A 22,868-nucleotide genomic window follows, 5' to 3' on the forward strand; every position below is an offset into this window, starting at 1 on the left:
GGTGACTGTGCTCAGGCTGCCGGCGGCTCGGCGGTGGTCTGAGGGAACAGCCATGCCCTGGACATGGTCGACTCACCACTATTTTCGGGTCAGTCCCGCCCACCGTCACACCGAAACCCGGCTTCGGGCACACCGACCCCCGCGAGTCCCGCCCAGCGTCACACCGAAACCCGCTCTCCGTCCCCCGCGAGTCCCGCTCTCCAGCAGTCATGAATTGGTTTCATGACTGCCCCAGGGCGGGACTCGCGGTGTGTCGGGGGTAGTTGTGTCCGAAAACGGCATTTGTGCTGCTTGAAGGCGTGACGTGCGGGGGTTTTAGGCCATTGGTGTGACACGTGTGGCTGATGATGGGTGAGTTTTGCACGTGCTGTGTGGCGCTGGTGGGACGGGAGTGGCACAGTGACATCGTGCCTGGTTGACGCCGTTCGGCCCCCTCTGTGCTGCGCCGAACGGACCAGCCTTCGCGAGGAGGTGCGGCGGTGGTTCGAGCAACGGTGCTGGCCGGGGTGGTGCTGGCCGTCCTGGTGGGCGCGGCCGGCCCGGGGAGCGCGGCGCCGCCGCCGAACAATCCGTCGGACACCGACATCAGCGCCGGTCAGGACGCGGTCCGGGACAAGGCGGCGAAGGTCGGGGACCTGAGCAACCAGCTGGCGGCGGCGGACGCGAAGCTCGCCGACCTGCAGGACCAGGTCGAAGCCCGGATGGAAGAGGTCAACAAGGCCCGGGTCGACCTGGAGACGGCGCAGGCGGCGGCCAAGCAGGCCGGCGACGAGGCGGCCGCGGCCAAGTTGGAGTCGGACGCGGCGGCCAAGGCGATGGACGACGCCCGCCGGCGCCTCGACGACTTTGCGGCGGCCAGCTTCTCCCAGGGCAGCGCAGTCGGCGGCTTCTCGGCCCTGTTCGACGCGACGAGCCCGGACAACCTGCTGGCCCGGGTGCAGATGCTCAACGCCGTCAGCGAGTCCGAGCTCAAGGCGATGGACGTGACGCAGCGGGCCGAGGTGGACCGGGCCAACAAGGACTCGGCCAGCCGCAAGTCGTTGCAGGTGGCCAAGGAGAAGCAGGACGCGGCCGACGCGGCCAAGCGCGAGGTGGACGCGGCGATGGCGGCGGCGGTGGCCGCCCGCCAGAGCGAGGCGGCGCAGGAGAAGCAGCTCCAGTCCTCGAAGTCGGACATGGACGCCCAGCTGTCGGCGGCCCAGGCCAACGTCACCGACCTCCAGGCCCAGCGCCAGCGCTACGACGACTGGCAGGCCGAGAAGAAGAAGGAAGAAGAAGCCGCCGCGGCCGCCGCGGCAGCGGCCGCTGCCTCCCGCCCGGTGGCCAACCGCCCGCCCCCGCCGCCCCGCCCGGTGCCGGTGGCGGCCGCGGGACGGGCAGCGGCGGTGATCGCCCGCGCGATGGCCGAGCTCGGCATGCCGTACGCCTGGGGCGGCGGCACGCCCAGCGGCCCCAGCCGCGGCATCAGCGACGGCGGCGGCGACGCCGACTACTACGGCGACTACAACAAGATCGGTTTCGACTGCTCGGGGCTGATGGTCTACGCCTTCGCCGGCGTCGGCGTGTACCTGCCGCACTACAGCGGCTACCAGTACTACGCGGGCCAGCACGTGCCGCTGTCCCAGATGGCCCCGGGCGACATGCTCTTCTACGGCAACCCCAGCAACATCCACCACGTCACGATGTACGTCGGCGGGGGCCGCATGATCGAGGCGCCCTACTCCGGCGCCTACGTCCGCGTGGTGCCGGTGCGCTGGGGCGAGATCATGCCGTACGCCACCCGCGTCCTCTGAGGCCGTCGCAGCGTCAACGGCGTGCAGAGCGCCAGCACGCCGGCCACGGCGATGGCCTCGCGCGGCCCGATCCAGCTGGCCAGCAGGCCCCACAGCGCGGTCATCACGGCGATGCTGACCTTGGTGGTGACCGACCACGCCGACAGGACTCGGGCCACGTTGTCGGCCGCGGAGTTCTCCAGCCGCACGGTGGCCGACACCGGGGCGTAAACGCTGCAACACACGATGATCCCGAACTCGACGCCGATCACCAGCAGCAGACCGGGCAGGCCCGGCCCGACAAACGCGAGCCCCACCACCCACACCGCCCGCAACGTGCCGCTGGCGAACAACACCCGCTCCGGCCCGAACCGCCGCACCAGGGGACGGGCCAGGCGTGAGCCCACGAGCCCGCCCAGGCACGGAATCCCGAACGCCAGGCCGTACTGCCACGGCGTGAATCCGAGGTCCCCCAGCATCAACACCGCCAACAGCGGCGCCGTCGCCATGAGCAAGCCGTTGTACAGCGCGGAGTTCACGAACAGCGGCCGCAACACCGGATGCCGAACGATGTGCCGCCACCCGTCGAAGATCTCACCGAAGCCGATCTTCCGTGACGCGTTCGGCACCGGCTCGGAACCGTGAATGGCCCGAATTCCCAGCGCCGACACCAGGAAGCTCAGAGCATTGGCCACGATCGTCGTCATCGGCCCGAACACGCCGATGGCCAGCCCGCCGGTCGGCGGCCCGACGGCGGTCGCGGCCCAGGACGTGGCCTCGAACCGTCCGTTGGCCTGAAGCAGATCCTCCCGTGGCACCAACGACTTCAGAAACGCACCGCTGGCCGCCGTGAACACGATGTCGGCCGTGGCGACCACCACCGACACGGCCACCAGCTGCCCGAAGGTCAAGCCGCCCAACAGATACGCCGCCGGCAGCGTCAACAGCGCCGCGAACCGCAGCAGGTCCATCGCCACCATCACCGGCCGCTTGCGCCGGAACTCGACCCACGGCCCCAACGGCACCGCCACCAGCGCCCCGACCACCAGCCCGGCCGCCGCCAGTAGCGACACCTCGGCCGGCGTGCTGTGCAGCGCCAGGATCGCCACCAGCGGGAAAGCGTCGAACGCGAACCAGGTGCCGACGGTGCTGGCCGCGAAAGCCGCCCACAGCCAGCCGAAATCCCTACCCATGGCCGGGATCCTCTCGGTTGTCGGCCGAGCGATCAAACAACCCCGACCCGGCGAGCCACAACCGCGAGTTGTAGCCTCGCGCCGTGGACCTCAACGCCGTGCGGACCTTCGTGGTGGCGACCGACGAGGGCCAGCTCCAGGAGGCCGGCGTCGAGCTGGGCATCAGCCAGCAGGCGGTGTCCAAGCGCATTGCCGCGCTGGAGAAGGAGCTTGGCGTCCGCCTGTTCACCCGCACCGCCCGGGGCATCCAGCTGACCGCCGACGGCCAGGCCTTCCTGCCGCACGCCCGCGCCCTGCTGGACGCGGCCGACCGAGCCGTGGCCGCCGTCCGCCCGGGGGTCCGCCCGCTGCGCGTCGACGTGCTCGGCCGGCGCTCCGCCTGTGCCGCCCTGGTGCAGGAATTCCACCGCCAGCACCCGGAATTCGAGCTGGAGGTGGTCACGCTGCCCAACGGCACCGCCGCCACCGCGGCGGTCCGGGCCGGCGAGGTCGACGCCGCGTTCTGCGGGCAACAGTCCCCGCCACCGGAGGGCGTGCGCACGATGCGCGTCGACAACGAACCGCTGCACCTGCTGGTCGGCCTGGGTCACGAACTCGCCGCCGCGACCGAGCTGAGGCCGGAAGACCTTGTGGGGCAACGGATCTGGATTCCCGGCATCGTGCCCGGCGCGGAATGGGGCGCCTACTACGAGGAACTGGCCGCCGCGTTCGACCTGTCCATCGACGCCGAGGGGCCGAATTTCGGCACGGAGCACATGCTGGACCGGATCGCCGACACGCCGTCGCTCGCGACCTTCTTCGGCACGGTGATCCGGCTGCCCCGGGCCGAGGACCTGCGCCTGATCCCGGTGCGCGATCCGACGCCGGTCTACCCGCACTCGCTGATCTGGCGCGCCGACAACCACCATCCCGGCCTGGCCGAATTGCGTAGGCACCTGGACGAGCACTGGCGGTCCAGCCGCCGCGAGGACGTCTGGACCGCCAGCTGGGCCGCCTAGGACCTCCGACGCTCAGGAGCGCCGTCGGCGTCGAAGCGGCGACGAACGGTGAAAGCGCGCGGACTTGGACCATGACGCCGCAGATATTCCAGCCTGGTGAGGCATTCCGACGGTGTCGGGCGGTGCGCGGCGGGCACCCACCACAGAGCGGTCGTCGGCCCGGAAAGCGGGGTGAACCACTCCGTGCGGCGTCGAACGAAGTGGCCATGCCGGGAGCGATAGGTGAACATGTGCAGGTGCTCGTAGCTGGCCCAGAGTGACAGGTTGATGATGGTGAGCGGATCGCCGAGCAGGTCGGCGCCGTCGAGATGCCCGTCGCTGGTGATGTGGCGCCAGATGAAGCCCGGTGAGCGTTCGGCCAGAGCGTTGATCGTGTCGAGGGCGTCGGTGAATTCCCGTACACCTGGATCGCCGAACGGCCGGCGCAGCCGTGCGACATTGATCTGCGCCAGCACGCGTGGCGCCCCGAGCGGCGAGGTCAGGGCGAATCCTGTGGGCCGCTCGTGTCTGGACCGACCGCTAGTGCGATCGGATTGCCGTCCGGATCACTGACGTACGCGACGCGTTCACCCCACGGCATGTCGGCCGGTTCCCGGAGGATGGCGACGCCGCTGGCGCGCAGTGTTTCGACGAGGGCGTCCACCGCCTCGACGTAAACGAAGAGTTCGAATTTGACGCCGCCGACGGCCACGGGTTTGCCGTACTGCTGTCGCGGCCAGTCCGAGGTCACGACCGCCAGTTCGTGACTTCCCCGGCGCAACCCGATGTAACCGGGTTCGCCCTCGGGAGGCAGTTGAAAGTGTCGCCGGAACCCGAGAGTTTCGTAGAACGCCGCCGATGACTCGACCATTTCGGCAAAGACAACCGGGAACGCCCGTTCGGTCATGACGCGACCCTACACGTGTCCGGCGTCAACCTCCGTCGTGTCGGCGCGTGGGGCGTGTGCCGCCCCCGTGCCGCCTGCTTGCCATCTCCGAAGCCGTCATCTACGTTGCCCATAGCGTCATCCTAGATGACAGAGTGGAGACTCTCAAATGACACGCACCAACGCCAAGTCGCCTGCGACCAGGGCGCGCCGCGCACTGACGCGCGGCGTCGTCGTGCTGGGTGCCGCCGGCATGATCGCGGCCGGCGCGGGTACGGCGCCGGCCTCCGCCGCGCCCCCGCGCACCCAGCCGGTCGCCGTTCACTGCGACACCGCCCACTACTTCGCCAACTACGACCAGGCCGCGGACAGGTTCTTCGGTGAGCAGTCGGACACCGTGTCGCGCGGCGGTCTGATGAATCGGCGCATCATCACCCCGTTCGAGGGGCGACGCGGTGTGGTCGTCTTTCATGGCACCGGATGGTTTTTCACCACCAGGGCTTGCCTCGGCTGATCCTAAGGAGCTTCGTCATGCCATACAGGAACCCAAAGTTTGTGGCTGTCGCCCTTTCCGTCGCATGCCTGTCGATCTCCCTGCTGAGCTCGGCGGTCGCTTCGGCCAGCGACGACGTGCTGTATGTGTGCCACGCGCAGGACACCTACGTTCGTCAAGCGCCCGTAGGCGAGATCGTCGGCCGGATCTACCACAACCAGAAGTTCGACCGGTCCGAGCCGACGACACCACACGGATGGATCAAGGGTGTCGCTCCGGCGGTGAACGACGGGCCGGTGGAACAGCGGCACGGCGTGATTCCCGGTTTTGTCGACCACGACTACGTCTGCACCGGGCCGCAAACCTGAGCCGACGTTAACTGCCTCGCCGGGTGCTTTCGCGATCCAGGTGGATGATCGACATGCCGCCGCCTGGCCGTGAAAGCACCCGGCGCTCACCGTCCGGGGCGGGCCTTTCGTGTCAGTCGCTTGTGGCCATTCGCCACCTGAGAGTACGTTGCGGTGATTATGAGATGGTCAGCCGCAGAGGGGGCCGGGCGAGTAGGTGTGGCTCGAATTCCGTCCAGTCGGCGCTGGCCTGCGAATGATTCGTGGGATGTGGCAGCCGTCCCCGGCTGGAGGAGCTGAAACATGAATGAGCGAGGCGCCATCAGCCTGTCCGGTGACATCTCGACTCCGCCGCGGTCGGTCCGAGCCGTCGCCGTCCACACCGTGACCTCCGTGTGGAGAGTGGCCGGTGCCTGATCGAGACCTCGCGACGACCAACCCGCTGAGCGTGCCCGGCTACCGACTGGGAGCAGCGCTGGGCGGTGGCGCCACCGGGACGGTGTACGAGGCCTGCCGTCTGGCCGACGGCAGCACCGTCGCGATCAAGTTGCTGCACCCCCACCTGGTCGATCAGGGATATCGGGAGCGCCTTCGCCGCGAGGCGCAGCTGACGTCCGCCGTGATCCACCCCGGCGTCGTGGCCGTGCACGAGGTGGGCGGCGACGGAGACGACGCCTGGCTGGTGATGGACCGGCTCACCGGCCCGGACCTGGGGCGCCAACTCGAAACCGAGGGCCCGATGGCGCCGGATCGGGCGGCCTGGCTCATGGCCGAGGTCGCCGACGCCGTGGACTCGGTCCACCAGGCCGGTGTCATCCACGGCGACCTCAAGCCGGCCAACATCATCCTCGACAACGGCCGGCCACTGGTCGGCGACTTCGGCGTCGCGCGGCAGCTCATTCACCCGCAGCCGACCGGCAGGATGGATCTCACGGGCGGGTCCGCCTGGATCCGCACCGGCGACCCGTCCCTGGTGAGCGACCCGGTGTCGGGCGATCTCGGCACGGTTGCCTACATGCCGCCCGAACAGTGGCGAGGTGACGGGATCTCGGCCGCCACCGACGTCTACGCTCTCGGCGGCACCCTGTTCACCCTGTTGACCGGCCGCCGGCCGTTCGAACGTCAGTCCCTTCCCGAGCTCGCGTACGCCGTCGCGATCGTGCCCGCACCGCGTCCGAGCGCGTTCGACGTGCCCCAGGTGTTCGACGACGTGGTCGGCATGGCCATGTCCAAGGAGCCCCGTGACCGGTTCCCGACCGCCGCGGCCTTCGCCGACGCCGTCAGGGCCGCCGCGCGGGGCGCGAAGCTCGCGCCCGCTCGACGAGTTCGGAAGGTCTGGCCGGTCATCGCCGCAGTGGCCGCCCTGGCGTGTCTCGGCCTCGGCGCCGCTCTGCTGCTCGTGCCGTACCGCTCGGCCGTTCCGGACGACCTGACGGTCTGCGCGGTGGACGCCTCCGTGCGCGATGTCCCCCACGGCCACACGATCGCCCTGCTGCACCGCGGAGACCATGTCAGTTCGCTGGATGCCAGAGACGGCGACGCGTGGGTGCACGTCAAGCTCCCCGACGGCCGGACCGGGTGGTCGCTGACGGACTTTGTCCGCCACTCCTGCTGACACCGACCTCATCCTCGGCCGCCTTGCGCTTGAGGATGAGGTCGACGTGGTCAGGTGCTCAGTCGTTGTCGTTGTTGAGCTTCGAGGGAAGCTGGGAGGCGATGCAGCTGCGGGCCACGAACATCCACGTGGTTTCGCCGTTGATGTCGGCCCGGATCATGGACGCTCCGTTGTCCCTGGTGGAGTACCGGTATCCCGCGGTGCTCGGCAGGGTTACGCCGACGGGGTCGTGCAACCGGCCCGACCGGTAGTCGCTGTCGACGAAATAGTTGTAGAACCCCGCACAGGCGGACGGGTTGACCTTGACGATGATCTCGCCGTTCCCGGTGTGCGGCTTCACGTCGAAGTCATGCCCGAAGCTGAGGCGGTGCTTGAGGGCGTCGCTGGTGGTGGCGCCGCAACTGTCCGCGACTGCGGTCGAGCGAGATGTGTCCAGCGCGCCCGGCACCAGCCATGCGCAGTAGCTCGACCCGTCCCCGGCCCGCCAGCGGCCGAAGTGGAAATTGGCGCCGGTGGTCACGCTGACGTCGAACCTGGTTCCGGCGACCGCGGTGCCCATCACGTAGCCGCACGCCTTGTTCGCCAGCCAGCCGCCGGCGACCATCGTGCCGTGGTTGTTGCAGGCGGCGGCGGGTTTGGCGACATTGCCCACCGTGACGAACCGGTGGGCCGCCTGTGCCGGCTGGGCCATCATGACCACCCCGAACAGGGCCGCGGCCAGGACGCCGAGCAGTCTCGTTTTCATCGGTAGCACCATTCCTTTGTGGACAGAGACGTCGCCGGTGGTGTCGACGGCGAGAGGGTCCCGCTGTCTTCGCGGGTAGCCGCATCGTCACGATGTAATCTTGAAATTCGCTACATGTACTTTAAAAGTACACGGCGACCGTAACCCGTGTAGACGCAGATGGCAAGAGCCGTATTCACGGGCTACGCTGGCGCGGTGGGCACAGACACCGGAGCAGCGGCCGAGCGTCATATCGCCCCCGCCCGGAGGGCCTACTACGGCATCGCCGAGATCGCGGATGCCCTGGGCATGAACCGGCAGTTGATCACGGCCTGGCGGCGGCGCGGAAGCCATGGGATGCCCAAACCGGACGCCGAGCTCTCGGCCGGACCGGTCTGGCGCGGCGACACCATCGAGCCGTGGATCGACCGCGTTCGTAGCGACCACGGTGACCAGACGGGGCACCCGCTGTGCCCGAGCGTCGCGCTCCGCGCCGGTCGTCGAATGCTGCGGCTGGCCGCGGTCCTGTTGGAAGAGCCGATCCGAACCAGGCTGCTCAACCAGGTGCTGGCGGACGCGCGCGAGCTGCTCCCGATCGTCGACGCGGCCGCCGACGACCCGCTCAGCCGGGCAGTCGCCGATCTTGTCTCCCCGGTGCGCGAGACCGCGGACGGATCGGCCGACCTGACCGCCTTCCGCGCCCGGGTGCTCGGCGAAGTCGAGCACCTGTCGGCCCTGTTGGATCTGGTCGCCGTCCGCGCACCGGCACTCGCGACGAGTGCCCGATCAGAACACGACGTCTGACCGGGCCCGGGACGCTCCTCAGAGGGCGCGGACGATGTCCTCCACCCGCTCCTTGGCGTCGCCGAACAGCATCTTGCTGTTGTCCTTGAAGAACAACGGGTTCTGCACGCCCGCGTAGCCGACGGCCATCGAGCGCTTGAACACGATCACGTTCTGCGCCTCCCACACGTGCAGCACCGGCATGCCGGCGATGGGGCTGCCGGGGTCGTCGGCCGCCGGGTTGACCGTGTCGTTGGCGCCGATCACGAGCACCACCGACGTCTGCGGGAAGTCGTCGTTGATCTCGTCCATCTCCAGCACGATGTCGTACGGCACCTTGGCCTCGGCCAGCAGCACGTTCATGTGCCCGGGCAGGCGGCCGGCCACCGGGTGGATGCCGAACCGCACGTCGATGCCGCGTTCGCGCAGCTTGCGGGTCAGGTCCGCGACGGGGTACTGGGCCTGGGCCACGGCCATGCCGTAGCCGGGCGTGATGATCACCGTCTCGGCGTCGCGCAGCAGCTCGGCGGTGTCGGCCGGCGTGATCTCGCGGTGCTCGCCCTGCTCGATCGCCGCGAACGTGCCGGATTCCACGCCGAAACCGCCGGCGATGACCGAGATGAACGACCGGTTCATCGCCTTGCACATGATGTATGACAGGTAGGCGCCGGAGGAACCGACCAAGGCGCCGGTGACGATCAGCAGGTCGTTGTTCAGCAGGAAGCCCGATGCGGCCGCCGCCCAGCCGGAATAGCTGTTCAGCATGGACACCACGACCGGCATGTCGCCGCCGCCGATGGACGCCACCAGATGCCAACCCAGCAGCAGCGCGATCGCCGTCACCGCGGCCAGCAGAACGACATTCGGCGTGATGACGAAGAACACCGTCAGCACGACAAAGGCCACCAGCGCGCCGAGATTGAGGAAGTGCCGGCCCGGCAACATCATCGGCGCCGACCTGATGCGCGCCGACAGCTTGAGGAACGCCACGATCGAGCCGGTGAAGGTGACCGCGCCGATGAACACGCCGATGCACACCTCGGCGTGGTGGATGCCCGGCAGCGGGCCGGCATCGGCGTCCAGATAACCGTTCCAGCCGACCAGAACCGCCGCCAGGCCGACAAAACTGTGCAGCAACGCGATGAGCTCCGGCATACCGGTCATCTCGACGACCCGAGCCCGCCACAGCCCGATGCCGCCGCCGACCGCCATCGCCACGATCAGCAGCACGATGCCGATGACGGCCATTCCCTGCAGGGCCAACACAATGGTCGCGATCAGCGCCAGCGCCATGCCCGCGATGCCGAACAGCACGCCGTTGCGGGACGTCTCGTGCTTGGACAAACCGGCCAGGCTGAGCACGAAAAGCAGTGCTGCGACGAGGTATGCGGCCTGCGCCGCCGTTGCCACGGTCATGGGTCAGCTCCTCGAGAACATGCCGAGCATGCGCCGGGTGACGGCGAATCCGCCGAAGACGTTGATACTGGCCAACAGCACCGCCACGGCGGACAGCACCGTGACGGCGACCGTGCTGTGCCCGATCTGGAGCAGGGCGCCGACCACCACGATGCCGGAAATGGCGTTGGTGACCGACATCAGCGGCGTGTGCAGGGCGTGGTGCACGTTGCCGATCACGTAGAAGCCGATCACCACCGACAGCGCGAACACCGTGAGGTGGCCGATCAACTCGTCGGGGGAGAAGCCGACCAGCAGGAACAGCGCGATCGCCGCGACGGCGACCACCAGATGCCGGGCCCGCTTCGGCTGGTCCTTCTTCTGCGGCGCAGGCGTTTTCTCCACCTGCTGCGGCGGCGCCGCGCTGACGCTGATCTTGGGTGGCGGCCAGGTCGTCTCGCCGGCCCGGACCACGGTCACGCCCCGCAGCACGACGTCCTCGAAGTCCAGCACCACTTCGCCGTCCTTGCCCGGCGTCAGCAGCTTGAGCAGGTTCACCACGTTCGTGCCGTACAGCTGCGAGGCCTGGGCCGGCAGGCGGCCGGCGAGGTCGGTGTAGCCGATGATCGTCACGCCGTTGGCCGTGACCACCACTTCGCCGGCCACGGTGCCCTCGACGTTGCCGCCCTGCACGGCCGCCATGTCGACGATCACGCTGCCGGGCCGCATGCTGGCCACGTGCTCCTTGGTCAGCAGCCGCGGCGCGGGCCGGCCGGGGATGAGCGCCGTGGTGATGATGATGTCGACATCCCGGGCCTGCTCGGCGTAGATCTCCGCCGCCCGCTTGTCGTACGCCTCCGAGGTCGCCTTGGCGTAGCCGTCGGTGCTGGCCTCCTGCTCGACGTTGACGGCCAGGAAGTCGCCGCCCAGCGACTTCACCTGCTCGGCCACCTCCGCGCGCGGGTCGGTCGCCCGGACGACGGCGCCCAGGCTGTTGGCCGCGGCGATCGCCGCCAGGCCGGCCACGCCCGCCCCGGCCACCAGGACCTTGGCCGGCGGCACCTTGCCCGCCGCCGTGACCTGGCCCATGAGGAAGCGGCCGAAGACGTTGGCCGCCTCGATCACCGCCCGGTAGCCGGCGATGTTGGCCATGGAGCTGAGCACGTCCAGGGACTGGGCGCGGGAGATCCGCGGCACCGCGTCCATCGCCAGCACGGTGATCGGGCGCTCGGAGAGGGTCTGGACCAATTCAGGCCGCAACGCCGGGCCGATCATGCCGATCAGCGTCGCGCCGTCGTGCAGCGCCGCGATCTCCGGCTCGGTCGGCGGGTTCACCTTGATCACGACATCGCCCGCCCAGGCCTCGCCATGGCCGGCGATTCGGGCCCCGGCCTGCGCATACGCCTCGTCCGGGAAGCTCGCGGCCGCCCCGGCGCCGGTCTCCACGAGCACCTCGTAGCCGAGGGCGGCCAGTTGGCGCACGGTCGCCGGTGTGGCGGCCACCCGCGTCTCGCCGGCGGCCGACTCGGTGACCACGCCCAGTGTCCGACCCATCACGGCTCCCGTCTGTGTCGCTGGCCCCCCGACTCCATCTTCGTTCACAATGACCGTTCCGCGACTCATTTCGGTTCACACGTGAATCTCGATCGGGAAATGCACCGGATGGCGGAGCGTCTACAGTGCACACGCCAGACTCTATGTGACGGTTGACACACAAGGTTGTCAGGCTTGTTCGAGCGCGCCGAGCCGCGGCACGAGCAGCAGCGACAGCGCCAGCACGACGCCGCCGATGATGATGGGGGCTCGCACGTCGAGCACGGTGCCGAGCACACCGCTCAGCGCCGCGCCGACCGGTCCGGCGCCCCAGCCGACGAGCCGGTAGGCGCTGGTGACCCGGCCCATCAGCTCGCGTGGGGTGAGCCGCTGGCGCACCACCACCGCCTGCACGTTCCACAGCAGGATGCCGAAGCAGCCGATGGTGTAGCCGACCGCGACCACCGGGATCGACCAGGCGACGCCCGCCACGAGCAGCCCGACGGCAATCAGGCCGATGGCCAGGCCCAGACCGGGGCCCAACCGCAGGCGGCGCCGGACCCAGCCGCCGGCCAGGCCGCCGAGCATGCCGCCGACCGCGCCGATCGCCAGCACGAGCCCGTAGACCGCCGCCGGGGCGTGCAGGGTGTTCACGATCAGCAGCACGAGCATGGTCAGCGCCATCTGCACGGCCAGGTTGGCCACACCCAGCTCCAATGCCAGCAGGCGCAGGCCCTTGTGCCGCCACAGCCACCGCACGCCCTCGGCGATGTCGGCGCGGATGGTGGTGTTCACCTCGGCGCGGGCCGGCGCGTGTCGGGCGCGGATGGCGAACACCAGTCCCGCCGCCGCAACGAACGTCACCGCGTCGACCAGCAGCGGCGCGCCGGCCGAGAGGGCGAACAGGGCGGCGCCGAGCGGCGGCCCGAGGAACTGGAAGCTGATCAGCTGGGCGGCCTGTAGGCGGCCGTTGGCCTTGGCCAGGTCGTCGGGGTCGACCAGGTCGGCGATGAACGGGCCGGAGATGGTGTCGAAGACGGCCCCGGCGCTGCCGAGCAGGAACGTCATGACGATCAGGCCCCACAGCGGCGGCGCGGTCGTCAGGACCCAAACGGCGAAGGCGGCGACCAGCAGGCCGCGGACCAGGTCGATGCGCCACATCAGGTTGCGGCGGTCGTGCCGGTCGGCCAGCGCGCCGCCGAGCAGGGTGAACAGCAGGATCGGGACCGTGCCGGCGAAGGTCACGATGCTGACGGCCGCCGGCGTGGGCGACAGCGCCGCCGCGAGCAGCGGCAATGCCGCGGTGCGGATGCCGTCGCCGAGAAGCGAGGTCGACGCCGCTGCCCAGAGCTTGGCGAAGTCGGTGTCGCGAGTGGTGTTCGGCGCCCCCATGACCGGAGACTAGCCGATGTCGTGCCGCGGCGGTTTCCCTTTCGTGCAGCCGAAGCGGCGACGCCTAACCCACGTCGCGCTGCGCCGGGCCTTCCGTTGTGCGGCCGCCGAAACGGGCCGTGGCGCGGCGGGCCGGCCAGGCGGCGCCGAGGGCCTCGTAGCGGCGGACGGCCTCGGCCAAGGCCGCCTCGCCTTCGCCCCGTCGGCCGGCCGAAGCCAGCACGACGGCGAGATCTTCCAGCGCCTGGGCCAATTCCACCGGCCGGCCGACGTTGCGGTAGTGGGCCACGGCCTTGGCCACCTGGGCCGGATCGCCCTGCGCCAGACCACGGCAGCGCAACAATGCGGCAGCGGCGCGGGTGGGGATGAGCTCGCGGGCCGCCTCGCCGGCGCAGATCTCCAATGCCCGAGCGACAACGTCGGTGGAACCGGCTTGCAGAGCCAGCCGAACGACGTCGGGCAGCCACTGGTGGCGAAGCATCATGGGGGCGTAGCGAGGATCCAGGACGGGTTCCAAGGCGATGAGGGCCTCATCGATGCGGCCATCGCGCTCGGCGGCCTGGGCCTCGGCCATGAGCAGGAAGTCGCAGTTCTCGCGGTCGGCGGTCGTGAGCATGGGCAGCTCGTCGGCGGCGGCGAGGTGCGCGGCGACCTCGTCGCCGTCGTCACGGAGGGCGGCGATCAAAGCGGCGACGCCATGGGAAAGCAAGAGCATGGGGCTGCTCTCGCGCAGCCCCAGGAAGGCCAGCTCGGGACCGGACCGGGTGATGATGCTCAGCTCCAGCAGGCCGTCGCTCCACCGGCCGGCCCAATAGTGGTTGACGGCGGTGGACATCGGCAGACCGCCGGGCAGCTGATAACGATGCACCAAGGTGCGAACGGCCGACAGAGCACGATCGGCGTCGTCGAGGCGGTCGAGGTTCTGGAGGCTGAACACACGATTGTCGAGCAGGCTCAGATGCAGGTGCGCCAGGCCGGCATCGTCGGCGACAACGGCCAGAGCCTCGTCCACGTAACGCAGAGCGGCGGCATGATCGCGGTCGATGGACTCGAACAGCCACAGCGCCTGCAAAGCGAAAGCGACGGCGAAGTTGTCGCCGGCCTTCTCCCCACGGTCGATGGCCGCCAGCGCGGTGGCCTTGGCGGAGGCGAACTCCAACAGCCCCATGCCCTCCCGCACGGCCAACAACGCCTGGCACCGGGCCTGCCACACGGCCGAGATCTCCGGCGCCGAAGCGGCTTCCCGCAGCGCCGTGACGGAATGCCCCTCCTGCCCGCGACGGTAGAAGATGACGGCCCGGATCCACTGCATCTCGCCGGCCAGATCGGGATCACGGGTCAGCGCCAGCACCGACCGAACCTCGTCCTCGGGCAGCTCCCCGCGCCAGTACAGCACCCGGGCCAACACGGCGGTCAGGTCCACGTGCCGGGGATCGTCCTGCTCGCAGACGGCGACAACCCGGCGCAACAGGTCCAACCCGATGTCCGGCGCCCGGTGCGCGATCCGCTCGCCGTGCCGGAGCATCCAGTCGATCACCCACGAGTCGACGGCGACCGGAGACGCGACCAGCTGCCGTGCAACGGTTTCCATCGACGCGCCGGCCCGGTCCAGCCGCTCGGCGGCCTGCCTGTGCAACACGGTGCGCACGGTGGGAGAGGTGGCGTCGTAGAGGGCCTGGCGGATGAGGGCGTGCCGGAAGTTGTAGCGATTCCCGTTGGCCAGCAACACCTTCGCGGCGGCGGCCTCCTCCAGCGCCGGCAGCAGCTCGGCGACCGGCCGCCCCAACAGCACGCTCAGGTCGGCGGTCGCGAACTCGGTGCCGAGCAAAGCCGCCCGGCGCAACACTTCCGTGGTGGCAGTGGTGAGAAAGCCCAGCCGGTGCGTCAGAGCCGACGACAGCGAGGTCGGCACCGACACGTCACCGACGGCCGACACCTCGGCCCGGCCGGCCGTCACCTCGACATGCCGGTCCCGGAGTAAGGCGTCGGCCAACTCGCCCACGTACAAAGGATTGCCGGCGGCTCGGTCGGCCAGGCCGAGCAAACCGGAGCCCGGCGTGCCGCCCACGATGCCCTGCAACAGCTCGGCGACCTCGCCACCGGCCAAAGGCGCGAGCTGTAGCACAGGGCCGCCCTGCTTGGCCACGATGTCCCGAACCCCGTCGAGCACAGCGGTTCGCGGCACCGGTCGCAGCGAGCCGACCAGGAGCAGCGGCAGCGTGGCGGTCTCCAGGGCCAGCCGGCTGAACACCAGCAGGCTGGCCTCGTCGGCCCACTGGATGTCGTCGGCCACCAGCGTGAGCGGACCCTCGGCGCACATCTCCTGCACGATGGCGACCAGCTCGTTGACCACGGCCAACGTCGGATCGCCGCCGCCGAGCGGATCGCGGCTGGACTGGGCCAGCCGCATCATCTCCGCGACCCGGGCCCGGGCCGGATCGGGCGAATCGGCGTCGATGCCCAGGCAGTCCAGCATGAGCCGCAACGGAAACCGGCTCGCCAGCTCGTCGCCCGCGCCCCACACCAGCTGCACGCCGGCGTCCTCGCAGCCGGCCATGCCCGTGGTCAACAGCTCCGACTTGCCGATGCCGGGCTCGCCCTCGACCAGCAGCACGCCGCCCCGGCCGCCGCCGACGTCCCGAACCGCCTGGCGCAGCACGGAAAGCTCATGGGTGCGGGCGACGAAGGTCCGTGCCCGGGGGCGGGGCCGCGAGGCCCACCACACCGGTCGGCGACGGACCGGGGGCGGCGCGGCGACGGTCGGCGCGGCCAGGGCCGCGTCGTTGGTGAGGATCTGCTGCTGGATCTCGGCCAACCGCGCGCCGGGCACGGTGCCGAGCTCGTCCATCAACACCCGGGCCGCCGCGCGGAACTGCTCCACGGCGTCGGCCTGCCGACCGACCCGGTACAGCGCGATCATCAGCAGCCCGCGCAGGCCCTCGTGCAGCGGGTTCTCCCGCACGAGCGCGGTCAGCTCGGCGACGAGTTCCGCGTGCTGACCGGCAGCCAGCCCCGCGGCGGCGCGGATCTCCAGCAGGTCGAGGCGGTTGGTGAGCAGCCGGTCCCGCAGGCTCGCCGCCCACGGACCGGGCAAACCGGACAGCGGTTCTCCGTGCCACAGAGCCAAAGCGCGGTCGGCGGCCTCGGCCGCCGCCGACTGATCACCGTCCGCCACTGCCTGTTCGGCCTTGCGCAGCAACGCGTCGAACTCGTGCAGGTCCACATCGGCGGCGTCGACACGCAGCCGATAGCCGGGGCCCTCGGACAGCAGCAGGGAGGAGACGGCGCGGTTGCCGCGATCGGGTTCCAACGCGCGACGCAGGCCGGAAACGTAGGTGTAGACGCTGCCATCGGCCGACGGCGGCGCCTCGTGACCCCAGATCGCGTTGATCAGGTCCTCTCTGGACACCACCTTGTCCGGACGGGCGGCCAACGCCGCGAGCAGCGCGCGCTGGCGCGGGGCCCCGAGCTTGTGCTCGTCCCCGTCCCGTCGGACGAGCACGGGGCCCAGCAGTTCGACCCTCAGTTCCCGGGCCTGATCAGCCACTGCGTTCCCCAGTCTCGATGGGCACGGTCCCCGCCGGCGCCGAATGCCCGGACACCTTACCCAACAGGGCCGCCCGCGAGTCCACCCCCAGCTTCTGCATGATGCGTGAGACATGCGCCTGCACGACCCGCCGGGACAGCGCCAGCTCGGCCGCGATCTCGGGGTTGGATCGTCCCAGCGCGACCAGCTCCGCGACCCGGACCTCGTCTCCCACCAGGGCGTGCCAGCCGGCGACGGTCGGCTGCCCGGTCGACAGGCCGGCCCGTCGGATGCCGAATTCGCGCAGCCGCGACTCCGCGCGCCGGATGTCCCAAGAGGCACCCAGCTCTGCGTAGATGAGCAGGGCTTCCCGAAACGTGTGACGGGCACGGTCGATCTCGCCGCGCCGGGCCAACAGCACGGCGGCGTCCTCGCTCGTGATCGCGAACTCGACGCGCCGGCCGGCCTCGCGATACCGCTGCGCCACGACAAACAGCGGCTCCGGGTCCTGGGCGATCAGCGCCGCGCAGCGCTGGGCGGCGTGAAAAGCCCGCGCTGGCACCGTTTCCGCGGCAGCCTCGGCCCGGGCCAGGTGCAGCGCCGCCGTGGCGACATCGGGCTCGCCGGCGTCCAACGCGATCCGGGTCAGGTCCGGCAACCACTGGTGCCGCAACGTCATCCGACCATAGGACGTGTCGAGGATCGGCTCGTAGGCCGACACCGCGGCGGCGAGGTCGCCGTCCTGTTCGGCGGCCATGGCCTTGGCCGCCAGGAAGAAGTCGCTGTTCTCCTGGTCGCCGGGCGCGATCACCGGGTACGACGACGCCGTGCGCAGGTGCGCGTGCAGCTGCTCGGTGTCGCCGCGGTGCCCGGTGATCATCGCCGCGGTGCCGTACTGGAGCAGCGGAACCCGGGACCGCAGGTCGAAGATGGTGATCTCGGGCTCGTCGCCGATGATCGAGTCCAGCTCGGCCAGCGCCTCGTCCCAGCGGCCGAGCCAGTAGTAGTGCACGGCGGCGCCGATGTGGACGCGCCCGGACGGCAGCCCGGTGCGGCGGACCATCGCGCGTGTGCGGGCCACGGTGTCGGTGCCGTCGGTGAGCCGGTCCAGGTTCTGGAGGCTGAACAGCCGCGCGCCGAGCAGGTTGATCTGGAGGTCCACCAGGTGCTGGTTGCCGGTGGCGGCGGCCAGCGCGTTGTTCACGTGCGCGAGCGCCGCGGAGTGGTTGCGGCGCACCGATTCCACGTACCAGAGCTCCTGCTCCGCGGCGGCGATGGCCGGGGCGTCGTTCGCCTCCGTGGCATCGACGAGGGCGGCGCGGGCGGTGGCCTCGGCGGTGTCGAGGTCGTCCAGGCCGGTCCGTTCGAACTGGGCCCGCAGCGTGTCGTGACGGGCGGCCCAGAAGTCCGGCGCGGACGGATCGGCCGCCGCCGCACGGAGGTCGGCGATGGCCTGGGCGACATCGCCGCGCCGGTAGGTCAGGCAGGCCAGGATCCACCGCATCTCGGCGGCGTGGGCCGGATCCCGGGTGATGTCGAGCAGCGCACGGGCGGCGGCCTCGGGCTGCCGGCCCAGCCGGAACTGCCGGCGAACCTGGCTGACCAGCAGGAATTCCCGCTCCTCCGGCGTCGGCGACGTGCTGTCCAGCGCACGGTCCAGCAGTGTCAGCACGAGCCCCGGATCGCGCCCCGCGACCGTCTCCACGTTGGCCAGCAGCCACTGCACCGACCAGGGGTCGAACTCGCCGGCCGCCGCCAGCTGAGCGGCGGTCCGCTCCACCGGGGCCCCGGCGTGGGCCAGGGCCTTGGCCGATTCGCGGTGCAGCGTCGTGCGGACGGCCGCCGGGCGCTCCTCGTACAGCGCCTGCCGCACGGCCGGATCCCGGAACGCCAAACGATTGCCGGCATCCACCAGCAGGCCGGCGTCGGTGGCCTCCTCGACCGCGCCGACCAGGTCGGCGGGGGAGGCGCCGACGATCGCCGCCAGGTCGGCCAGATCGAACTCGACGCCGAGCAGCGCCGCCCAGCGCAGTCGGTCCAATGCCGTGGGGGACAGGAACTCCAGCCGCCGCGCGGCCACCACGGCCATGGCCCGGTGCGCGTCGAAGCCGCTGGACGGGTCGACGTCGGCGACGCCGTCCACGGTGCGCAGCATGGACTCCCGCACCAGCCCGTCGACGAGTTCCCGGACGTGCAACGGATTGCCGGCGGCGTGGTCGACCAAGCCCCTCAGCACGGTGCCCAGCGACGCCCCGACGATCCGGGCCGCCAGCTCGTGCACGTCGTCCGCGTGCAGCCGGCTGAGGGCCAGCGTGCGGCCGCCGGCCAGGTCCACGTGGTGCGCGGTGGGGTTCGTGCGGCGCGCGCCGACCAGCAGCAGCGGTAGCTGCTGGGTCAGGCGGGACAACCGGTGCCACGCCAGCAGACCGGTCTCGTCGAGCCACTGCACGTCGTCGATCACGAGGATCAGCGGCGCCTCCGCGCAGGCCTGGTCGACGAACGACAGCAACCGGCTGATCGGGGCCAGCGGGCCGTTGCCCGACAGGTCCTCGCCCAGCGCCCACACCACGCGGCAGCCGGCCACCGGCGCGTCGGCCAGGCCGACCGCCAGCAACGCGGACTTGCCGATGCCGGGCTCGCCCTCGACCAGCACGCAGCCGCCCGCGCCGTCGGCCAGCGCGACCACAAGCGCCCGCAGCCAGGCCACTTCTCGCGGCCGTCCGACGAACTGCGTCGGCACTTCCGGCTGGCGGGTCGCGGGGGCCAGCTGGTCGTGCTGCGTGCCGATGCCGGGGATCGGCACCTTCTGCTGGGCCTGGATTCGGTCGTGGATGTCCTGAAGCGCCGGGCCCGGGTCCAACCCGAGCTCGTTGACCAAGACCTCGCGTGCGCTCTCGAACTCGGCCAGCGCCTCGTCGCGGCGGCCGGCCCGGTACAGCGCCACCATCAGCAGGCCGCGCAGGCCTTCCCGGCGCGGGTGTTCCCGCACCAGGCCGGCGAGTTCGGTGATCGCACTGTCCTGGTTGCCCAGGGCCAGCAGCAGCGAGCAGCGGCGTTCCAACGTCGCCAGCCGCAGTTCGGCCAGCCGGGCCCGGTGCAGCTCCGCGAACGGCCCCGACAGTCCCGAGAAGGCCTCGCCTTGCCACAGAGCCAAAGCCGCCGTCACCGATCGCAGCGAGGCGCCGAGATCGTCGGCCGTCGAGCGCAGCGCGTCGAACCTCGTGACATCCAGCTGCGCGCGATCCACGTGCAGCGCGTACGCCGAGCCCACCGACTCCAGCACGTGCTCGGTCGACTGGTTGCTGCCGCGCACCCGCTGCTGGAGGGATCGCCGCAGGTCGGAGATGTACGTGTGCAGGATGCCGACCGCGCGGGCCGGCGGGTCCTCGCCCCAGACGCCGTCGACGAGCTCCTCGCGGGTGACCGCCTGCCCGGCCGCCATGGCCAGGATCGCGAACACCGCCCGCCGCCCCGCCGAGCCGAGATCGACCTCCTGCTCGCCGCGCCAGGCGCGGACCGGGCCGAGCAGCTGGACCCGCAGTGGTGCGGTCACGCCCGAGCGTCCCCGGGTCGTGCTGCGGTGCGACAGTGCATGTGCGGAGTGTAGCCACCGGGGCGGAAATTGCGATCCCGCCGAACAGCGTGATCGGCAGTGCCGCCCGTCACCGCGTTTTCCCGAGCCTGTCTCGGAAACCGCCCGCCGCTGTCCGCTTTCCGCCGTGCCCCTTGCGGACGGGGACCGACGGTGCCATAGTCAACGTATCGGTTGATAAACAGATTGGTTGACAATGGGCCCCGACGAGCAACTGGACCGCGCGTTCGCCGCGCTCGGCGATCCCGTGCGGCGGGCCCTGATCGCCCGCCTGTCGCGGAGCGACGCGACGGTGAACGAGCTGGCCGAGCCGTTCGACATCACCAAGCAGGCGGTGTCCCGGCACATCCAGGTGTTGGAGTCCGCGGGCCTGATCACCCGCAGCCGCGACGGCCAGCGCCGCCCGTGTCACCTCGACGCCGGCGCCCTGGAGCAGCTCACGGCCTGGATCGACACGTATCGGCTCGCGGCCGAAAGCCGGCACCGGCGGCTCGACGCCGTGCTGGAGGCCCTCAAGGAGGAGGAAACGACATGAGCAACCCGACCACCATCACCGCCCAGCCCGGCACCCCGTTCATCGAGATCTCGCGCGAGTTCGAGGCCACGCCCGCCCAGGTGTTCCGCGCCGCCACCGACCCCGACCTGATCGCCCAGTGGCTCGGCCCGCGCGAGCTGTCCATGGACGTCGAGGAGTACGACGCGCGCCCCGGCGGCAGCTACCGCTACGTCAACCGCGACGCCGACGGCAACGAGTACCGCTTCCGCGGCGTCTTCCACACCGTGGCGAAGGACGAGTGCGTCGTCCAGACCTTCGAGTTCGAGGGCGCGCCCGGCCAGATCAGCCTGGAGACGGTCACCTACACCGACCTCGGCGGCCGCACCCGCATGCACACCCGCTCCGTGTTCCCCTCGGTCGAGGCCCGCGACGCCATGCTGGCCAGCGGCATGGAGCACGGCGTCAACGACTCCTACGACAAGCTGGCAAAACTCGTAGAAGCCTGAAACCGGACAACCTTTCGGGCACCTGGTGCGTGAACCCTCGGAGAGCCAGACGATCCCGAGGGGGAAGCGCATGGGGTGGAAGACGCTGGGAGTCGCGGCGGCGGTGGTGGTCGCCACGGTGGCGACCGCAACGCCCGCATTGGCCGGCACGCCGCACTGGGAGGTGAGCGCGCTGCCGCTGCCGCCGGGGGTGTCGCCGGGGTATCTGGAGGCGTCCGACGGCCACGGCGGTTACGCCGGGATGATGTTCACGCCGGACCGGTTCACCCTCGTCACCTGGAAGGACGGCCGGCCCACCGACCACGGCATGCCGCCGGGTGCGGACTTCGGCCAGGTGGTCGGAGAGAGCAACAGCGGCACGGTGCTGATCATTGCCGATGCGGGGGACGGCGCGGCGAAGCTGTTCACGCTGGACGGCTCGGGTTACCACCAGGTGGTGACGGGGCGGTACACGGACATCCGGCGTGCGGCGATGGGGCCACGTGGCGACATCGCGGTGCAGGCGGTCGACCCGCTGGGGCAGCAGTCGTCCACGGTGGTGCTGTACTGGTCGCCGCTCGGCCAGGCCGGTCTGCGGCCACTGGCCGGCGCTCCGGCGAACTCCACGCCGGCGGCGATCGACTACGACGGCACCGTGCTGGTGAACAAGGACGACACGACTCCGTACGTGGTCCGCAACGGAGTCGCCCGCCCGCTGTCCGCTCCCGGCCACACCTACGTGTGGGCCACCACCATTCGCCATGGCGTGGTGGTCGGCGGCGCGGAGTCGCAGGCGCTGATGTGGACCGGGCCGGATTACGTTGCGACGCCGCTCGACCACGGCATGTCGACGTGGGACGTCAACGCGTCCGGCCTGATCGTCGGCGAGGAGTACGAGCCGAGCGTGCAGAACGGCCCGGCGGCGGTGTGGCAGGGCACGACGTTCCTGACCGAGCTGCCGCTGCTGCCCGGCACGACCAAGGCGCGGGCCCGGTTCGTCGACGATGACGGCACCATCGCCGGCTGGTCCTCGGAAGGCTCGGTCGGTGACGGCGGTCAGCCCGTGGTGTGGCGGCTAGTGTCCTCTGCGTGACGGACTTCGCCGCGGTGCTGCTGGCCGGTGGCCGCGGCAGCAGGATGGGCGGGGTGCACAAGCCGGCGCTGGTCGTGGCCGGCCGCACCCTGCTCGACCGCTGCCTGACAGCGGTCGCCGACGCGTCGCCGGTGGTCGTGGTCGGACCGGCCACGACCACCGACCGCACCGTCCTCTGGACCCGTGAGGACCCGCCCGGCGGCGGCCCCGTCGCCGGGCTGGCCGCCGGCCTGGAGCTGATCGGCGAGGCGGCGACAGTGGCCGTGCTGGCCGCGGACCTCGTCGGCGTCACGGCGGACACCGTGGCCCGGCTGCGCAACGCCGTGACAGCCGACGGGGCCTTGCTCGACGACGGCCACGCGCAGTGGCTCATCGGCGTGTGGCGGGCGGACTCCCTGCGTAGAGTGCTGCCCAAGGACCCGGCGGGCGCGTCGCTGCGCTCGGTGCTGGGGGCGCTGGACTACACCTGCGTCGCCGCCGAGCCGGGGGAGACCGTCGACGTGGACACGCCCTCCGACCTGGCCAAGGCTGCTTCACAGCACCCTCACCGGTGATCGGGTTACCTA

General features: G+C 70.8%; 19 protein-coding genes. 10 read left to right on the plus strand and 9 right to left on the minus strand.

What is annotated here, in order from left to right; translation table 11 throughout:
• The first annotated feature begins 479 nt into the window (after positions 1-479).
• Positions 480-1,793, plus strand: coding sequence for an NlpC/P60 family protein (locus AB0M73_RS31030; protein ID WP_363897887.1), 1,314 nt, complete (start codon positions 480-482; stop codon positions 1,791-1,793).
• On the opposite strand, the gene AB0M73_RS31035 is transcribed toward AB0M73_RS31030, so the two are convergent.
• Positions 1,730-2,965: an MFS transporter gene (locus AB0M73_RS31035; RefSeq protein WP_363897890.1), complete on the minus strand. Its 1,236-nt coding sequence runs from the start codon at positions 2,963-2,965 to the stop codon at positions 1,730-1,732. The genes AB0M73_RS31030 and AB0M73_RS31035 overlap by 64 nt on opposite strands.
• A gap of 83 nt (positions 2,966-3,048) precedes the next feature.
• On the opposite strand from AB0M73_RS31035, the gene AB0M73_RS31040 reads away from it, so the two are divergent.
• Positions 3,049-3,963: a LysR family transcriptional regulator gene (locus tag AB0M73_RS31040; protein ID WP_363897893.1), complete on the plus strand. Its 915-nt coding sequence runs from the start codon at positions 3,049-3,051 to the stop codon at positions 3,961-3,963.
• On the opposite strand, the gene AB0M73_RS31045 is transcribed toward AB0M73_RS31040, so the two are convergent.
• On the minus strand, positions 3,960-4,418 hold the full coding sequence (locus AB0M73_RS31045) for a DUF3291 domain-containing protein (RefSeq protein WP_363897896.1): 459 nt from the start codon (positions 4,416-4,418) through the stop codon (positions 3,960-3,962). The two genes, AB0M73_RS31040 and AB0M73_RS31045, sit on opposite strands and share 4 nt — an antisense overlap.
• Before the next feature lie 23 nt (positions 4,419-4,441).
• Positions 4,442-4,849: a VOC family protein gene (locus tag AB0M73_RS31050; RefSeq protein WP_363897898.1), complete on the minus strand. Its 408-nt coding sequence runs from the start codon at positions 4,847-4,849 to the stop codon at positions 4,442-4,444.
• Positions 4,850-4,997: 148 nt separating this feature from the next.
• Here AB0M73_RS31050 and AB0M73_RS31055 point away from each other — a divergent pair, with 148 nt between their 5' ends.
• The 3 genes from AB0M73_RS31055 to AB0M73_RS31065 all read left to right on the plus strand — a co-directional run bounded on the left by AB0M73_RS31055 (position 4,998) and on the right by AB0M73_RS31065 (position 7,283).
• Positions 4,998-5,342 (plus strand): hypothetical protein, encoded by a 345-nt coding sequence (locus AB0M73_RS31055; protein WP_363897901.1) that lies wholly within the window; start codon positions 4,998-5,000, stop codon positions 5,340-5,342.
• Positions 5,330-5,689 (plus strand): hypothetical protein, encoded by a 360-nt coding sequence (locus AB0M73_RS31060; protein ID WP_363897904.1) that lies wholly within the window; start codon positions 5,330-5,332, stop codon positions 5,687-5,689. Before AB0M73_RS31055 ends, AB0M73_RS31060 begins: the two co-directional genes overlap by 13 nt.
• Before the next feature lie 388 nt (positions 5,690-6,077).
• Positions 6,078-7,283, plus strand: a complete 1,206-nt coding sequence (locus AB0M73_RS31065; protein ID WP_363897906.1) for a protein kinase — start codon at positions 6,078-6,080, stop codon at positions 7,281-7,283.
• Between the two features lie 58 nt (positions 7,284-7,341).
• Here AB0M73_RS31065 and AB0M73_RS31070 read toward each other — a convergent pair whose 3' ends face one another.
• The gene (locus AB0M73_RS31070) at positions 7,342-8,028 is read right to left on the minus strand and encodes a hypothetical protein (RefSeq protein ID WP_363897909.1); all 687 of its coding nucleotides are present in this window, start codon (positions 8,026-8,028) and stop codon (positions 7,342-7,344) included.
• A 195-nt stretch (positions 8,029-8,223) separates the two neighbouring features.
• On the opposite strand from AB0M73_RS31070, the gene AB0M73_RS31075 reads away from it, so the two are divergent.
• Complete coding sequence (locus AB0M73_RS31075) at positions 8,224-8,811, plus strand: hypothetical protein (RefSeq protein ID WP_363897911.1); 588 nt, start codon at positions 8,224-8,226, stop codon at positions 8,809-8,811.
• A gap of 18 nt (positions 8,812-8,829) precedes the next feature.
• Here the strand turns inward: AB0M73_RS31075 and pntB are convergent, their stop codons facing one another.
• The 5 genes from pntB to AB0M73_RS31100 form a co-directional block, all read right to left on the minus strand.
• A complete protein-coding gene (gene pntB / locus AB0M73_RS31080; RefSeq protein ID WP_363897914.1) occupies positions 8,830-10,206 on the minus strand; it encodes a Re/Si-specific NAD(P)(+) transhydrogenase subunit beta in 1,377 nt (458 codons plus the stop codon).
• A gap of 3 nt (positions 10,207-10,209) precedes the next feature.
• Complete coding sequence (locus AB0M73_RS31085) at positions 10,210-11,739, minus strand: Re/Si-specific NAD(P)(+) transhydrogenase subunit alpha (protein WP_363897917.1); 1,530 nt, start codon at positions 11,737-11,739, stop codon at positions 10,210-10,212.
• Between the two features lie 168 nt (positions 11,740-11,907).
• Positions 11,908-13,110, minus strand: a complete 1,203-nt coding sequence (locus AB0M73_RS31090) for an MFS transporter (RefSeq protein ID WP_363897920.1) — start codon at positions 13,108-13,110, stop codon at positions 11,908-11,910.
• A gap of 64 nt (positions 13,111-13,174) precedes the next feature.
• Positions 13,175-16,657 carry a BTAD domain-containing putative transcriptional regulator gene (locus AB0M73_RS31095; RefSeq protein ID WP_363897923.1) on the minus strand — a complete coding sequence of 1,161 codons (3,483 nt, stop codon included), beginning with the start codon at positions 16,655-16,657 and terminating at the stop codon, positions 13,175-13,177.
• A complete protein-coding gene (locus AB0M73_RS31100; RefSeq protein WP_363897926.1) occupies positions 16,650-20,189 on the minus strand; it encodes a BTAD domain-containing putative transcriptional regulator in 3,540 nt (1,179 codons plus the stop codon). The genes AB0M73_RS31095 and AB0M73_RS31100 overlap by 8 nt, the downstream gene beginning before the upstream one ends.
• Positions 20,190-20,424: 235 nt before the next feature.
• Here AB0M73_RS31100 and AB0M73_RS31105 point away from each other — a divergent pair, with 235 nt between their 5' ends.
• The 4 genes from AB0M73_RS31105 to AB0M73_RS31120 all read left to right on the plus strand — a co-directional run bounded on the left by AB0M73_RS31105 (position 20,425) and on the right by AB0M73_RS31120 (position 22,856).
• Entirely contained in the window at positions 20,425-20,763 is a 339-nt protein-coding gene (locus AB0M73_RS31105) for a metalloregulator ArsR/SmtB family transcription factor (RefSeq protein ID WP_363897929.1), read from the plus strand.
• Positions 20,760-21,230, plus strand: coding sequence for an SRPBCC family protein (locus tag AB0M73_RS31110; RefSeq protein ID WP_363897932.1), 471 nt, complete (start codon positions 20,760-20,762; stop codon positions 21,228-21,230). Before AB0M73_RS31105 ends, AB0M73_RS31110 begins: the two co-directional genes overlap by 4 nt.
• A gap of 70 nt (positions 21,231-21,300) precedes the next feature.
• Complete coding sequence (locus tag AB0M73_RS31115) at positions 21,301-22,302, plus strand: hypothetical protein (protein ID WP_043716358.1); 1,002 nt, start codon at positions 21,301-21,303, stop codon at positions 22,300-22,302.
• Entirely contained in the window at positions 22,299-22,856 is a 558-nt protein-coding gene (locus AB0M73_RS31120; protein WP_363897935.1) for an NTP transferase domain-containing protein, read from the plus strand. The genes AB0M73_RS31115 and AB0M73_RS31120 overlap by 4 nt, the downstream gene beginning before the upstream one ends.
• The last annotated feature ends 12 nt before the right edge of the window (positions 22,857-22,868 follow it).

Origin of the sequence: Kutzneria sp. NPDC051319 (assembly GCF_040682195.1) — a bacterium.
Lineage (GTDB): Bacteria > Actinomycetota > Actinomycetes > Mycobacteriales > Pseudonocardiaceae > Kutzneria.